We start from the raw sequence: 14,391 nt of genomic DNA, 5'->3' as shown, positions 1-14,391 counted from the left end.
TCATAAATTATATAAGGTATTTGACTCAACAAAAAAATTGGCAGTCACAGGATGTTGGCATGAATATGATGGATACAGAAACCCGTTTCGATGAAGCAAAACCTCACTTTGAATATATTACTGAATTCAAAGAAAAGAATGATTATGAAGTTGAGGTTAATACTGCCTGGCGCCGTGCTGAACCCGAGTGTGTTGAAAACCTGCTTGAATATAGCCAGATTCCTGAACAACTGAGTCAGCGTATTTACGACCTGGCTTTTAACCTGGCTCACACATTGCGTGAACGTAAAAGCACGAATGGCAAAGCCGGGATCGTTCAGGGTTTATTACAAGAATTTTCATTGTCCTCTCAAGAAGGCATTGCCCTGATGTGTCTGGCTGAAGCCTTGCTGCGTATTCCGGACAGTGCCACCCGTGACTTATTGATTCGCGACAAAATTAATCAGGGCAACTGGAAAGAACATGTCGGACAAAGTAGCCTGATGTTTGTCAACGCCGCGGCTTGGGGTCTCATGCTGACAGGCAAACTGATGGAAACGCCAAAACAAAAGAGTCTATCCAGTGTACTGACCGGACTGTTAGCACGTAGTGGTTGCGGCATTATCCGTAAAGCGGTAGATGTAGCCATGCGGATGATGGGTGAACAGTTCGTTACTGGTGAAACCATTCAAGAAGCGCTAGAACATGCAGAACCGTTAGAAGACAAAGGTTTCCGTTATTCTTATGACATGCTCGGTGAAGCGGCACTCACAGAACATGATGCTGAACGTTATTACCAAGATTATAGCAATGCCATCCATGCCATCGGTCAAGCTTCACAAGACAAAGATGTTTATGACGGTCCTGGCATTTCGATCAAGCTGTCTGCCCTGCATCCGCGTTATCAGCGTGCACAAATCAGCCGCGTACATGACGAGCTGTATCCTAAAGTTCTGCAATTGGCGGAACTGGCGAAACACTACAATATTGGTTTAAACATTGATGCAGAAGAATCTGAACGTCTGGAAATTTCTTTAGAATTATTAGAACGTTTGTGTTTCGAGCCTAGTCTTGCCGACTGGAAAGGGATTGGCTTTGTGATTCAGGCCTATCAAAAACGTTGTTTCAATGTCGTTGATTACGTGGTGGATTTAGCAAAACGCAGTCAAAAACGTTTGATGATCCGTCTGGTTAAAGGTGCGTACTGGGATAGCGAAATCAAGAAATCCCAGATTGATGGCATGACCGACTATCCGGTATTTACCCGTAAAGTGCATACGGATTTATCTTATATTGCCTGTGCCAAAAAACTCCTGGCTGCCCCACAGCAGATTTATCCTCAGTTTGCGACGCACAATGCCCAAACCCTTGCCACGATTTACCATTTGGCCGATCCAAACCAATATTACAGCGGTCAATATGAATTCCAATGTCTGCATGGCATGGGCGAACCGCTGTATGAGCAGGTGGTGGGCGATAAAATGGATAACAAACTGGGGGTGCCGTGCCGTATTTACGCACCAGTTGGCAATCATGAAACGCTACTGGCTTATCTGGTCCGACGTTTACTGGAAAACGGCGCCAATACCTCTTTCGTGAATCGTATTGCAGACAAATCCTTAAAAATTGAAGATCTGATTGAAAATCCACATTCAGAAGTTTTGAAAAATGCCGCCAAAGAATCACAGCTTGGGCAAAAGCATCCGGCTATTCCCCTCGCACCCGATTTATACGGCGATACTCGTCCAAACTCTATGGGTCTAGACCTAGCCAATGATCACGAGTTAATGCGACTCAATCAAACTGCACAAGATTTCAGTCAGCAGCAATGGCAAGCTCAAGCGTTGGGTAAAAACCTCGGTAGCGAAGATAATCTAACTGATGAACATTCAAAACTCATCCCCATTTTAAATCCTGCAAATCACGCTGATGTCGTTGGCCATGTACAAGAAGCGAGTTTTGTACAAGTGAATCTGGCATTAGATCATGCCGTTAATGCCCAAGCTGAATGGAGCAATACCCCTAAAGACACCCGTGCCGCTTGTATTCAACATGCAGCAGACATTATGCAATCGCGTTTGCAGGAATTGATGATTCTATTATGTCGCGAAAGCGGTAAAACCTATGCCAATGCCATTGCAGAAGTTCGTGAAGCGATTGACTTCCTGCGTTATTATGCTGCGCAAATGATCGATCTGGATCAGAATGCATTGATTCAACCACTCGGTCCCGTGTTATGTATCAGCCCATGGAATTTCCCATTGGCTATTTTCACCGGACAGATTGCAGCGGCGCTGGTTGCCGGAAATACCGTACTTGCAAAACCGGCTGAGCAAACACCGCTGATTGCTGCGCAAGCCATCCAAATCTTATGGCAAGCCGGTATTCCTCAAGATGTACTGCAACTGCTTCCCGGACAAGGTGAAACCGTCGGTGCGCAATTAAGTGGAGATGCGCGTATTCAGGGGATCATGTTTACCGGTTCAACTGATGTAGCCAAAATTTTGCAAAAGACCCTTGCGCAGCGACTTAGCACTTCTGGTCAGCCGATTCCTTTGATCGCGGAAACGGGCGGTCAAAACGCCATGATTGTGGATTCATCCGCTTTGACTGAACAAGTAATTCTGGATGTGGTGAGTTCGGCTTATGACAGTGCCGGGCAACGTTGCTCTGCCTTACGTGTGCTCTGCGTTCAGGAAGATAATGCAGATAGCGTCATCAATATGCTGAAAGGCGCGATGCAACAACTGCGTGTTGGTAATCCGTTCCTGTTAATGACCGATATCGGCCCTGTGATTGATGTGGAAGCACAAAGCAATATTCAAAAGCATATTGACCAGATGCGCGGCAAAGGCCATCCCGTCCATCAATTGATGCTGAATGCAACACAGGATCCATCTTTAAACGAAGGTACTTTTATTCCACCGACTTTAATTGAATTACCAAATCTGGATGATTTGCAACGTGAAGTGTTTGGTCCGGTCCTGCATGTGATTCGCTATAAATACGGTCAATTAGAAAACTTGCTTGAACAGATCAATGCCAAAGGCTACGGACTCACCATGGGACTGCATACGCGTATTGATGAAACCATTCAAACCGTAATTGCACATGCCGAAGTCGGTAACTTATACATCAACCGTAATATTGTCGGTGCAGTGGTCGGCGTTCAGCCCTTTGGTGGTGAAGGATTATCCGGTACCGGCCCTAAAGCGGGCGGTCCAATTTACCTGTATCGTTTGATGCAGCACTGTTCAGCGAAAAAACTGGCCACTCCGTTTGCAACTCAATCAATAGAAACACAGCCAGCGCATCATCCTTTATATGAACTGTTTTATCGCTGGGCTGAGAGAAGCTTTCCTCAATATCATTTGAAGCCTTGCCCTGCTTTTTGCTCTAGCCATCATTATGAATTGCAAGGGCCGACCGGTGAAAGTAATCAATATGTGGTGTTGCCAAGAAAACGTGTGCTTTCTTTAGCGGACCAGGAACAGGATCAGATTCAGCAATGGGCTGCAATTTTTGCGGTCGGCAGCCAGCCTGTCGTTCTGGCTGAAAATACTTTTGTGCTCAAATATCTTTCTAAAATGCCAAAAGAAATTGCACAGCGTTTTGCCGTGATCCAGAACATTGAAAGCGATGATTTTGATGCAGTGCTACATCACGGCACCAAAGCCCAACTGCAAAAGTTGCAACATCAGATTGCTGCACGTTCAGGTGCGATTATTGGCATCACCCATTTGCAGCCGCTTGACTACGATATTCCATTAGAACGATTGGTGATTGAGCGCGCGATCAGTATCAATACCGCAGCCGCAGGAGGAAATGCCAGCCTGATGACCTTAAATTAAAAGCTCAACTTCAACTTAAATTTAAATAGCTTTAGCGCTGGACAACACATCCAGCTGTCGTTTCCTCTTTGCCAAGTCAACTTCTCCCTGGTCTGGTTGACTTGGTTTCTTTTTTATTCCGAAACCATTCAAGCGATCATGATTTTTGCCTTTTAATAAAAATCTGCCTTGATCATTCTCAACATCAAAAACAGCGCCTTTGGATTTGAGTTCAATGTGTATATTTCTACTGCTTATTGGGGAATAAGTTTAGTCATCTGATTCAAACTTTGTTACCATCCCTGTTTTCAATGTGTTTGTGATTTTTACTGCATATGACTTCAGCTTATCAGTTACAACTTGATGCCAAGATTGCACGTATTTCTGCTCAATTTGCCAAATTTAATCCCCCTTCTTTAGAAGTATTTCCGTCGCCTGAACAAAACTTCCGTATGCGCGCAGAATTCCGTATTTGGCATACTGACGACGATATGTTTTATGCGATGTTTGAACGCAGCGAAGATAACCAGAAACAAGTCATTCGCATTGACGAATTTCCAATTTCAGATAAAAGCATTAATCAACTGATGCCTGTTTTGCTGCAAGAACTGAAAAGCAATCCGGTATTGTCTAAACGCTTATTTGAAGTTCACTTTTTGGCAACTTTAAAAGGTGAAATGCTGGTGTCAATGATTTATCGTTGCCCGCTGGATGCCGAATGGGAAAGCTTAGCCAAACAATTGGCTGAAAAACTGAATATCAAATTGATTGGTCGTAGCCGCGGTCAAAAAATGGTATTAAGCGATGAATTTGTGGTTGAAGAATTACAAGTATTTGATCGTACTTACCAATACAAGCAAATCGAAAGCAGCTTTACCCAGCCGAATGCGCAAGTCTGCCAAAAGATGCTGGAATGGGCATGCAATGCTGCTGAACAGTCAGATAAAGACTTACTTGAATTGTACTGCGGTAATGGTAACTTTACCCTGCCGCTGTCTACCAAGTTCAATCGCGTACTGGCTACTGAACTGGCGAAATCCTCTGTTTATGCGGCGCAGTGGAATATTGAGCAAAACCAGATTGATAATATTCAGGTGGCACGTTTATCCGCTGAAGATTTCACACAAGCCTATAATGGTGAGCGTGAATTCCGCCGCTTGCAGGAAGCTGAGATTGATATCTCAAGCTACGATTTCGACACTGTGTTTGTTGATCCGCCGCGTGCGGGTATTGATGATGAAACTTTAAAACTGATTCAACGTTTTGAACGTATCATTTATATTTCATGTAATCCTGACACCCTAGAAGACAACTTGAAGACCTTATCAACCACGCATAAAGTGACTAAATTTGCGATGTTTGACCAGTTCCCGTATACCCACCATGTAGAATCAGGGGTGTTACTGGCAAAGATTTAAAACAATTTATTTCATTGTTAAGTTTGTAAGTGTTGTTGCCTAAATGAAGCTCCGATGAGCTTCATTTTATTTCATTGAGAATTAATCATTTATAAACAATTCTGAATAGTAAATCTCATAATATCGTTAAACTTGCTACCTATCATCGGAAAATTTAAAGTTCAAATGCTGCTTTTATCACTGACATAGGCTTGTATTATTTAGGAAATTGGATATATTTCGATCTATGTTAAGTTGCGTAAGAAGGCTCTATGAGTTTTTGGCAAAAGCTGTTTTCTGCTAATCAACAGCAAAACGAACACAAGAATCAAATCTCGTGTGTCGAAAATGATTGCTCTTGTAAATCGAATGAACAACTGATCCAAGCTTTAGCAAAAGCGACAGATGAAGATGTCATCATTGGAATTAAAAAGGTTCTAGCTTCGCGAGGTTATAGCCGTAAAGAGTTAAACGAATTACAGCATCTACCACTCCAATAGTAGAGTCTGACAAAAAGGCATTTAGTTCACTAAATGCCTTTTTTATTTGCCTGTCAAAACTGTTTATTTTTAGATTTTAATACTTAGAAACATACTTCTGTTCATTCATCCAGAAATCTCTATTCCTCTCTATTTAAAAGTGCTTTACTCATAGCTGAAGTATTTTAACAAATAAAATAAGCATGGCTTAAGAATAAAAATTAGTCTAATTAAAAGGAAAATATATGGAATGGTATTATCCTAGACTGGCAATATTATGCAGCCTTATATCAAATCATAGCCTGGCCGCAGCAATGGATCAATCAGGACAATCCTTGTTGCCTTTTCTCGAAGCCGGGCATTATTTTGAAGCCTCCATTACCGCTGCTGATCCTGAAGTGTCAGGGCACACTTTAGGTACACGTTCAGATCTGGTCAACTCAGGTGTTGATGACTATTCAACAGATAATATTAGCCAGAATTTCCAATACTATAGTGCTGCCCTTAAACTTCAATTAAAACCAGAGCTCTCTTTCGGTATCCTTTACGATCAGCCATTTGGCTCAGACCTTCAATATCCACTCAAAGACAATGGCAGTTTTTCTGATCCGGCTCTCAGCAAACAAGGTACACAGATCAATGTGGATACCCAAAATCTCAGTCTAATTTTAGGCTATCAACCCCTTAAAAATTTTAATCTTTATGCAGGACCCGCCTTTCAAACCATTAAAGGTCATGTTTCACTTCGCGGATTGGTTTATGAGGAATTTAATGGCTATAACGCTATTTTCAAGGAAGATGCTGCCATCGGCTGGCTGGCTGGTTTCGCTTACCAACGGCCTGACATTGCATTAAAAGCCGCATTGACTTATCACTCCAAAATTGATCATAAAATCAATGTCACCGAAAGTGTGTTAGGAACACCGCTGCTTTTGGTTGATGAAACTAAAACTAAAATTTCCACACCTCAGTCTGTCAACCTCGATTTTCAAACGGCGATTACCCTCAGTACTTTGCTTTACTCCAATCTTCGTTGGGTCAACTGGAAAGATTTTGTGATCCGTCCAACCCAATTCGGTGCATTATCCGAACTAACAACGACGACAATGAGTAGTGGAACTTATACCGGTGGATTCAATCTGGATGACTATAAAAAGAATCAGTGGAGTGCGACTGTCGGTGTCGCAAAAAAATGGAATCAGCAATGGTCTAGTGCTTTTGATATCGGTTGGGATTCCGGCACAGGCGATCCGGCATCAATCCTCAATCCAACCAAAGGCTATTGGGGAGTTGGTCTAGCAATGCAGTACAATCCCGAACCCAATTACTTTATTTCAGGCGAAGTTAAATACTTTTGGTTAGGAGATGTAACGACACAGGATGGAACCTATTATTTACCTCTTCCAGGCGTTTCAGAAACTTCAAAAGTGGGTGAATTCGATAACAATCATGCCATAGGCTATGGTTTAAAAATTGGATATCATTTTTAACTTATGAATGATCTCATTCAGTTAAAAGTGAAATATGGGTTTATACTTCGTTCTACGTGAAAATGTACAAAATAAAAGTCATGCTTAAAACTATTCCAAATTAATGGAGTCATAATAAAAGAGATAAAATAATAACGTATATAAACAGATAATTTTAAGACTCAACAGCTTAATCTTTTTGACAGTTCTGCTGATCAATATAAGCAATCATAGGACCAAGATTAAAATCCGAATCTGCACGTTTTAACTGTGGGATATATGCACTTGAAATTGAACCATCCAGGTACAACGCATTCTGTACGTTTAATTCTTGTTTGAAAAATTGTGCAAATTGATAAAAACTTACTGCCTTATCACTAATCACAAAATACAGGGTTTGATCTTTAATCCCCACCCCATTACGAGTTTTAAATGAGTCTGAATGCTCTAAAAATTGCGGGTTTATTTTTCCATTAATCACCAGCATTGGCCCAGATTGCGTTGCATAATCCGCATTAAACTTTAGCTTAACGTAGTCATCTGTGGTTGTAATCAGGCTTTTATTCTGATTCCAAGCCAACACACCATTTGGCTGAATATGAAAATTGCCGAAGCCTTGTTTTACCCTGTTTAATTTCTGCTTTTGTTGTGATGATTCTATGTATAAACCGACTGTAGAATAATCTGAGTGATACATTCCAGCATTCATTGCAAATAATAATTTTTCACAAGATTTTAATTGCTTCTGAACTGCGGCGAATGTATGCAGTGGTTGATGGGTCTTGGCATCATTTAGAAATAAACGTAAGTTTTGAGGCTGCGTGATCTTTACCACATCTACCTTAAAAGCCTCCTTTTGCCAATGTTCCGAGTAAACTTCCGCATAACTTACTGAGGCCAAATTTAAAATGAAAATTACGGCACATTTTAAGAAAAATAGATGCTTCATTTTTATCTTTCCCCAACGACTTAGACATAGGCTGAAAATTTTATACAGTGATGTAGTTTTTATAAAATAGTCATTAAGCTTAGTGAAATAGTCGATTCTTTCATAAAGAAGCAGTAAACTACATCAACAAAATACATGTGTAACTTTATTAATTAAGTTTGCGATGCGACAGCAGAAAATCCGATTTCCTTTAGGGACACATCTTATCGTTAAACACTTAGGCTATTCCCATCATGGCATATATGCAGGGCGTGGCCGGGTGATTCATTACTCGGGGTTTGCTCATTTATTCAAAAAACGCCCAATTGAGATCACCTCACTGGAAAAATTCAGTTTCGGCAAAACCATTATTGTTCAACACTACAACAATCCAAAATTTAGGGGTCGTAAAATCATACGCCGTATGCGTTCACGTATGAACGAGAACAACTATCATCTGATTATTAATAACTGTGAACATCTGTGCACTTGGGCAATTACAGGTGTTGAAAGTAGCCCACAAGTCATTCGCATGATGAACCGTCTGACTACGATTGGTTACATCAGTTCCATCATGAGTTATATGAACAGTATGTTGCTGACCATCACCACTACCTGTTTTGCTTTGGTGTTATACATCAAGAAAAAATTACGTGATAAAGCAAAAAAACGTCTGCCGCCCTCTTTATTATTAAAAGAACCTGAGCAGAAAAATCCTTAATTTTGAGTTCAGCCCATTGATAATTTTAAAGATAAAAAATCCAATTTGAATGGGGCGTGAAAAAGAATTGAAGAGATGTGCTGCTCAACTCGTGTTATTCAACCGTAAAATGTCTAAAAATAAGCATAATGATAATTTTAATTTTGCTCAGTTGATAAAATGCTTATCTTCAAAAAATTTCTCAAACCTTTTAATCAAATGGTGGAAGTCTATCATTGACCAAGTTCAGTTGCGCACCATACTCCAAGTAGGCTTTAGCACCATCTAAAAGCATGGTGAAATCATTGGTATGTTTAATGACAAAAGCAATTAACTCTGAACCCTCTAAAGGAATTTCGTAGTTACGGATTCGAAGATAGGTTTCGTTCTCGGATATTTTCTCAAAAATAAAATCTACCGTAGACTTTGGCTCACCCCACTTGATCTGGATTAATTGATTATTAATCAGCTGTTCCACAAAAACACTGATCGTCACCTCATATTTTTCCCAATACCAATCTACGTTTTTATTTTCCATTAAATGTCCCGTAGAGGAAGTAAACCAAAACTTGCTGGTGATTTCAGGATCGATAAAGGCATTGAATACCTCGGCAATCGGTTTGCGAATTAACATCTGGGTTTCTATAACGACGCTCATTTTTATTACCCTCAGCTTTTTCTTATAGTGATAGCATAATTGCTTTCTGATTGAATATTATCTTTATGCTAATAGATGTAGCCAATCAACAATTATAAATAAAATCACACAATAAAGATGATTTGCTCAAAACTAGTTTTATCCAACAAAAAAGCCCAACCGAAGTTGAGCTTTTTTTAAATTAAACCGCAAGTAAATTATTTACCTGGCTTAAAGCTATCTTTTAAGTCCAAAATACGGTTAAACACGGGTTTATCACTGGTGTGATCATATTGATCTGCCACGAAATAACCTTCACGTTCAAACTGAAAACGATCTTCAGGTTGAGCTTCTGCCAAAGCAGGTTCAATTATTGCTTGAAGTACAGTTAAAGATTCTGGGTTTAAGTTCGCAAGGAAATCATCATCTGCATCTGGAGCAGCTTCAGTAAACAAACGATCATAAACACGGACTTCAGCAGGCACACCTTTGGTTGCAGATACCCAATGAACCACGCCTTTCACTTTGCGACCTTCAGGGTTTTTACCTAAAGTTTCAGGGTCAATTGAACATTTCAGTTCAATTACTTCACCATTGGCATCTTTAATCACTTCGTCGCATTTAATCACATAAGCATGACGTAAACGCACTTCACCTTGTGGAATTAAACGTTTAAAGCCTTTCGGTGGTACTTCTTCAAAGTCTTTACGATCGATGTAAATTTCTTTAGATAAAGGAATAATACGATCGCCCATGTCTACGTTCGGGTGACGTGCATGGCTTAAGTCCATATCTTCAGGCAAGTTAGTCAACGTCACTTTCAGTGGATTTAACACTGCCATACCACGCGCAGCGGTATTTTCAAGTGATTGGCGAATACAGAACTCAAGCATTGCGACATCAACAATACCATCGGTTTTAGACACGCCAACGCGCTTACAAAATTCACGTAAACCTTCAGCAGTAAAACCACGACGGCGCATACCGACTACGGTTGGCATACGTGGGTCATCCCAACCATTGACATGATTGCCTTCAACCAATTTACGCAGTTTACGTTTAGAGGTAATGGTGTAATCGATATTCAAACGGCTTGATTCATACTGATGCGGAACAGCTGGCGATTTAACTTTCTCAACCACCCAGTCATAGAACGGACGGTGATCCTGGAATTCCAGAGTACACAGTGAGTGCGTAATACCTTCAATCGCATCTGATAATGGATGCGCATAGTCGTACATTGGGTACATTTTCCATTTATCACCGGTCTGGTGATGTTCGGAATGCAGTACACGGTACAAAATAGGATCACGCATATGCACGTTTGGAGATGCCATATCAATTTTGGCACGCAGTACCGCTTGCCCTTCGCCAAGCTCACCATTACGCATTTGTTCAAAACGCGCCAGATTTTCTCCTACTGAAGCATCACGATAAGGAGAGTTTTTACCCGGTTCTACGAAATTACCGCGGTTTAACTTAATTTCTTCAGGCGTTTGCAAATCGACATAAGCATCGCCTTGTTCAATCAGTTGTACTGCCCATGTGTACAGTTGATCAAAATAGCTAGATGCATAGCGAGGTTCACCATTCCAGTTAAAACCTAACCATTTTACGTCATTGGCAATACCATCTACATATTCTTGTTCTTCTGCATCTGGATTGGTATCGTCAAAACGCAGGTTACATACGCCATCAAATTCTTGGGCAATACCAAAATTCAGACAAATGGCTTTTACGTGGCCAATATGCAAATAACCATTTGGTTCTGGCGGGAAACGTGTCACCACTTGTTGTGTACGGTCTGCTGCTAGATCATCAGTAATCACTTGGCGTACAAAGTCTAAGCCAGGCTGTTGTTCTTGCTGCGCAGCATCGACAGATTGATTTTGAGTTGTCGGGTTATTTGGCAGGGATGAAACAACATCATTCGGCTTCATAGTTGATAAATCACTTCTATAAGATAAAATAGGATAATTAAAACGCTTTTCTCAGTTTTTAACAAAGAAAATAACGTTTTTGCTTGCCTTGTAGTTTACAGTTTGCTTATGCTTCTCTCAACCAAAAACCCATGGCTTTTTTTGTCCATGATTAGGAGATTATAGAATGAGTTTTCCTCAAGTCGAATTAAACACCAATAAAGGACGTATTGTTCTTGAATTAAACTCTGAAAAAGCACCTAAGACTGTTGCTAATTTTTTAGAATATGTTCGCGACGGTTTTTATGATGGCGTGATTTTTCACCGTGTAATTGAAAACTTCATGATCCAGGGCGGCGGCATGGATGAAAACTTCAAAGAAAAAGCAACTCGCGATTCTATTGAAAATGAAGCTGACAATGGTTTAAGCAATGACGAAGGTACGATAGCTATGGCGCGTACTCAAGCGCCTCATTCTGCTTCTGCTCAGTTCTTCATTAACGTGAAAAACAACTCTTTCCTTAACCACTCTGGTAAAACAGCGCAAGGTTGGGGTTATGCAGTATTTGGTAAAGTCGTTGAAGGCATGGATGTTGTTGACGCAATTAAAGGCGTTCGTACAGGTAACCGTGGTTATCACGCTGACGTTCCTCTAGAAAATGTTGTAATCGAATCTGCTAAAATTATTTCTGAGTAATTTTAAATCCTCCCTGAGTAGCACTGCTACGTAAGTCCTTTATTAAAGGAGGGAATAACCTCTTTTAAAATTAGGTTCTCCTCCCTTTCGTAAAGGGAGGTTGGGAGGGATTCTATAAAAAGGAAAATAAGTGACCTATCTGTTTATCGCTGATTTACATTTGTCACCTGAACACCCTCGACTCGTTCGGGGGTTTTTGGATTTATTGGCACACTATAAAAATAAAGATACCCAGCTTTATATCTTGGGTGACTGGTTTAATGCATGGATTGGTGATGACTACTCTGCTCCATGGCTAGATGAAATTGTCAGCGCTCTGCAAGAATTTACCCAAGCCGGTAATCAGGTTTACTTTCAAGTCGGTAACCGTGACTTTGCACTCGGTCAACGCTTTTTAAAGCAGTTTAATGGTTCCATATTGCCTGAGATGGATAGCTTAAAGATTGGTAACATGCAAATTCGTCTTGAACATGGCGACCTGCTTTGCACCGATGATGTGTCCTACCAGAAATTCCGTAAAATTATTCGTAACCCGTTCCTTTTAGGTTTTCTTAAAAGTATGCCATTAAGTTTTCGTCAAAAATTGGCCAATGGTTTCCGTAAAAAAAGTGCAGAAACCAAGCAAGTAAAATCTTATAAGATTATGGATGTGAATCAACAAGCAGTTGAACAAGCATTGCAATCAGTGGATTTACTGATTCATGGACATACCCACCGCCCTAATATCCATAATGAAAATGGTAAATCACGTATTGTTTTAGGCGACTGGCGTGAACATGAAGCACAAATTTTAGAAATCGATCCCGAACAGGTTCATCAAACATTAGAATTAAAAACTTGGACTTATTAATTTTAGCTACTCCAGCCATTTTGATCGAATAAAAGCGGATTCATTTACAGCGCATTAAGAGCATCACAATTGTTGTTTATTTATACTGAATATAATCAACTGATCCAATCGTTTCTTGATTTGTGAAACAATTCAAACATAATCAGCGTATATTATTTCATTCAATTTTAGAGATCTCCATGTCTGATTTTAACAATATCACCGTGACCCATCATGACGACGGCAAAGTTTCACTTTTAATCGATGGAAAGCCTGTTTCCGAGCGTTACGGTGTGCAATTTGAAAGTAATATTGTGGATGAATTAAAAGCACTGGAAGATGGTAAAGCACTTAAATTATTTGACCAGTTTATCTTCTCACATGCCGATTTAAATTTTGAACATGCTTATAGTTATGTGACTTGCATGGTTAAAGCTGATTCTAATTACAAAGTAGTGTGTAACTTTGTTTATAAAATTACTGCTGCCGACCAACCCCCTATGGAACACGTGATTACCAAGCAAGGTCAGCCCATGACCAGCGAAGATATCCGTGAATTTATTGACAAGCATGTTGCAATGTCATTGAACGAATATACCGATTTAAAATACGCCTATTAATAAAAAAGCCCCTGCTTGATGAAAAGTAGGGGCTTTTTGTCAGTTTAAAGAATTATTCCACACGATTTAAAATTAATATCCATCCGAAACACGAGGGATATCTGCCCCAGTTTTATATTTGGCTAATAATTCACGCAGTGACTGCATTAATACACTGGTGTCTACGCCGACTGCCACAAACTCGGTTCCGAGTTCTAAATATTGCTGTGTGGCTTCATGCTGTGTCGATAAAATTCCTGCTGCCTTACCCGCTGCACGAATACGCTGAATCGCATCCACCACAGCTTTTTGCACTTCAGGATGGTTTGGATTGCCCTGATAAACCATGGTGGCAGACAAATCGACAGCACCAATAAAGACCCCATCAATGCCATCAACTTTTAAAATCTCATCCAGGTTCTCTAAGCCTGTGACTGATTCAATCTGAATCAGTAAACAAATATTTTCATGCGCTGTTTGATAATAATCCGGAATACTGTTCCAACGTGTTGCACGTGCCAGAGCCGCACCTACGCCACGGATGCCTTCAGGTGGATAACGCACTGCTTTGACCATGAGTTCTGCTTGTTCTACTGTTTCCACCATCGGAATCAATAAGGTTTGTGCACCAATATCCAACAATTGTTTAATCAGTTGCACACTGCCAATCGGTGGTCGTACTACGGCTTGTGAAGGATATGCTGCAATACTTTGCAGTTGCGAAAGCGTGGTTCTTAAATCACTGGGTGCATGTTCACCATCAATCAGCAACCAGTCGTATCCGGCATTGGCTGCAATTTCTGTAGCGTAGGCATCTGCCAGACCGACCCACAACCCAATTTGCTGTTGGGTTTTTAGTTTTCTTTTAAAGTGATTGCTAAAGTCCATACGCCTGCTCTCGGAATGGTCATACATTTTACTTAATATT

The 14,391-nt window shown here is 40.5% G+C and carries 12 protein-coding genes; 8 read left to right on the top strand and 4 right to left on the bottom strand.

Annotated features, from left to right (window positions below; translation table 11 throughout):
* Window positions 1-59: 59 nt before the first annotated feature.
* From putA to HLH18_RS10065, 4 genes are all read left to right on the top strand, one after another.
* Window positions 60-3,830, top strand: a complete 3,771-nt coding sequence (gene putA, locus HLH18_RS10080; RefSeq protein WP_171546726.1) for a trifunctional transcriptional regulator/proline dehydrogenase/L-glutamate gamma-semialdehyde dehydrogenase — start codon at window positions 60-62, stop codon at window positions 3,828-3,830.
* Between the two features lie 314 nt (window positions 3,831-4,144).
* Window positions 4,145-5,227: a tRNA (uridine(54)-C5)-methyltransferase TrmA gene (gene trmA, locus HLH18_RS10075; RefSeq protein ID WP_171546725.1), complete on the top strand. Its 1,083-nt coding sequence runs from the start codon at window positions 4,145-4,147 to the stop codon at window positions 5,225-5,227.
* A gap of 251 nt (window positions 5,228-5,478) precedes the next feature.
* On the top strand, window positions 5,479-5,706 hold the full coding sequence (locus HLH18_RS10070) for a hypothetical protein (protein ID WP_067724629.1): 228 nt from the start codon (window positions 5,479-5,481) through the stop codon (window positions 5,704-5,706).
* A 224-nt stretch (window positions 5,707-5,930) separates the two neighbouring features.
* On the top strand, window positions 5,931-7,175 hold the full coding sequence (locus HLH18_RS10065; protein WP_171546724.1) for an outer membrane protein transport protein: 1,245 nt from the start codon (window positions 5,931-5,933) through the stop codon (window positions 7,173-7,175).
* Window positions 7,176-7,344: 169 nt separating this feature from the next.
* Here HLH18_RS10065 and HLH18_RS10060 read toward each other — a convergent pair whose 3' ends face one another.
* A complete protein-coding gene (locus HLH18_RS10060; protein ID WP_171546723.1) occupies window positions 7,345-8,103 on the bottom strand; it encodes a phosphodiester glycosidase family protein in 759 nt (252 codons plus the stop codon).
* Between the two features lie 163 nt (window positions 8,104-8,266).
* Here HLH18_RS10060 and HLH18_RS10055 point away from each other — a divergent pair, with 163 nt between their 5' ends.
* A complete protein-coding gene (locus HLH18_RS10055; RefSeq protein ID WP_171546722.1) occupies window positions 8,267-8,803 on the top strand; it encodes a lecithin retinol acyltransferase family protein in 537 nt (178 codons plus the stop codon).
* Window positions 8,804-8,993: 190 nt separating this feature from the next.
* Here HLH18_RS10055 and HLH18_RS10050 read toward each other — a convergent pair whose 3' ends face one another.
* Both HLH18_RS10050 and HLH18_RS10045 read right to left on the bottom strand, forming a co-directional pair.
* On the bottom strand, window positions 8,994-9,440 hold the full coding sequence (locus HLH18_RS10050) for an SRPBCC domain-containing protein (RefSeq protein WP_171546721.1): 447 nt from the start codon (window positions 9,438-9,440) through the stop codon (window positions 8,994-8,996).
* 197 nt (window positions 9,441-9,637) lie between these two features.
* Complete coding sequence (locus HLH18_RS10045; protein ID WP_171546720.1) at window positions 9,638-11,359, bottom strand: glutamine--tRNA ligase/YqeY domain fusion protein; 1,722 nt, start codon at window positions 11,357-11,359, stop codon at window positions 9,638-9,640.
* Between the two features lie 166 nt (window positions 11,360-11,525).
* Between HLH18_RS10045 and HLH18_RS10040 the strand changes: the two genes are divergently transcribed.
* The 3 genes from HLH18_RS10040 (at window position 11,526) to HLH18_RS10030 (ending at window position 13,484) form a co-directional block, all read left to right on the top strand.
* Window positions 11,526-12,035 carry a peptidylprolyl isomerase gene (locus HLH18_RS10040; protein ID WP_131290900.1) on the top strand — a complete coding sequence of 170 codons (510 nt, stop codon included), beginning with the start codon at window positions 11,526-11,528 and terminating at the stop codon, window positions 12,033-12,035.
* A 130-nt stretch (window positions 12,036-12,165) separates the two neighbouring features.
* Window positions 12,166-12,885 carry a UDP-2,3-diacylglucosamine diphosphatase gene (locus HLH18_RS10035; RefSeq protein ID WP_171546719.1) on the top strand — a complete coding sequence of 240 codons (720 nt, stop codon included), beginning with the start codon at window positions 12,166-12,168 and terminating at the stop codon, window positions 12,883-12,885.
* Window positions 12,886-13,064: 179 nt separating this feature from the next.
* Window positions 13,065-13,484 carry a hypothetical protein gene (locus HLH18_RS10030; RefSeq protein WP_171546718.1) on the top strand — a complete coding sequence of 140 codons (420 nt, stop codon included), beginning with the start codon at window positions 13,065-13,067 and terminating at the stop codon, window positions 13,482-13,484.
* 72 nt (window positions 13,485-13,556) lie between these two features.
* Here HLH18_RS10030 and hpaI read toward each other — a convergent pair whose 3' ends face one another.
* Window positions 13,557-14,351, bottom strand: coding sequence for a 4-hydroxy-2-oxoheptanedioate aldolase (hpaI, locus tag HLH18_RS10025; protein ID WP_171546717.1), 795 nt, complete (start codon window positions 14,349-14,351; stop codon window positions 13,557-13,559).
* Window positions 14,352-14,391 lie beyond the last annotated feature (40 nt).

Origin of the sequence: Acinetobacter sp. ANC 5414, from assembly GCF_013004295.1 — a bacterium.
Classification (GTDB): domain Bacteria; phylum Pseudomonadota; class Gammaproteobacteria; order Pseudomonadales; family Moraxellaceae; genus Acinetobacter.
This window is presented reverse-complemented; position numbering and strand designations above follow the sequence as displayed.

Coding starts and splice junctions, on each gene's coding strand:
- putA (WP_171546726.1), top strand. CDS start 60: ATGAATATGATGGATACAGAAACCCGTTTCGATGAAGCAAAACCTCAC.
- trmA (WP_171546725.1), top strand. CDS start 4,145: ATGACTTCAGCTTATCAGTTACAACTTGATGCCAAGATTGCACGTATT.
- HLH18_RS10070 (WP_067724629.1), top strand. CDS start 5,479: ATGAGTTTTTGGCAAAAGCTGTTTTCTGCTAATCAACAGCAAAACGAA.
- HLH18_RS10065 (WP_171546724.1), top strand. CDS start 5,931: ATGGAATGGTATTATCCTAGACTGGCAATATTATGCAGCCTTATATCA.
- HLH18_RS10060 (WP_171546723.1), bottom strand. CDS start 8,103: ATGAAGCATCTATTTTTCTTAAAATGTGCCGTAATTTTCATTTTAAAT.
- HLH18_RS10055 (WP_171546722.1), top strand. CDS start 8,267: ATGCGACAGCAGAAAATCCGATTTCCTTTAGGGACACATCTTATCGTT.
- HLH18_RS10050 (WP_171546721.1), bottom strand. CDS start 9,440: ATGAGCGTCGTTATAGAAACCCAGATGTTAATTCGCAAACCGATTGCC.
- HLH18_RS10045 (WP_171546720.1), bottom strand. CDS start 11,359: ATGAAGCCGAATGATGTTGTTTCATCCCTGCCAAATAACCCGACAACT.
- HLH18_RS10040 (WP_131290900.1), top strand. CDS start 11,526: ATGAGTTTTCCTCAAGTCGAATTAAACACCAATAAAGGACGTATTGTT.
- HLH18_RS10030 (WP_171546718.1), top strand. CDS start 13,065: ATGTCTGATTTTAACAATATCACCGTGACCCATCATGACGACGGCAAA.
- hpaI (WP_171546717.1), bottom strand. CDS start 14,351: ATGGACTTTAGCAATCACTTTAAAAGAAAACTAAAAACCCAACAGCAA.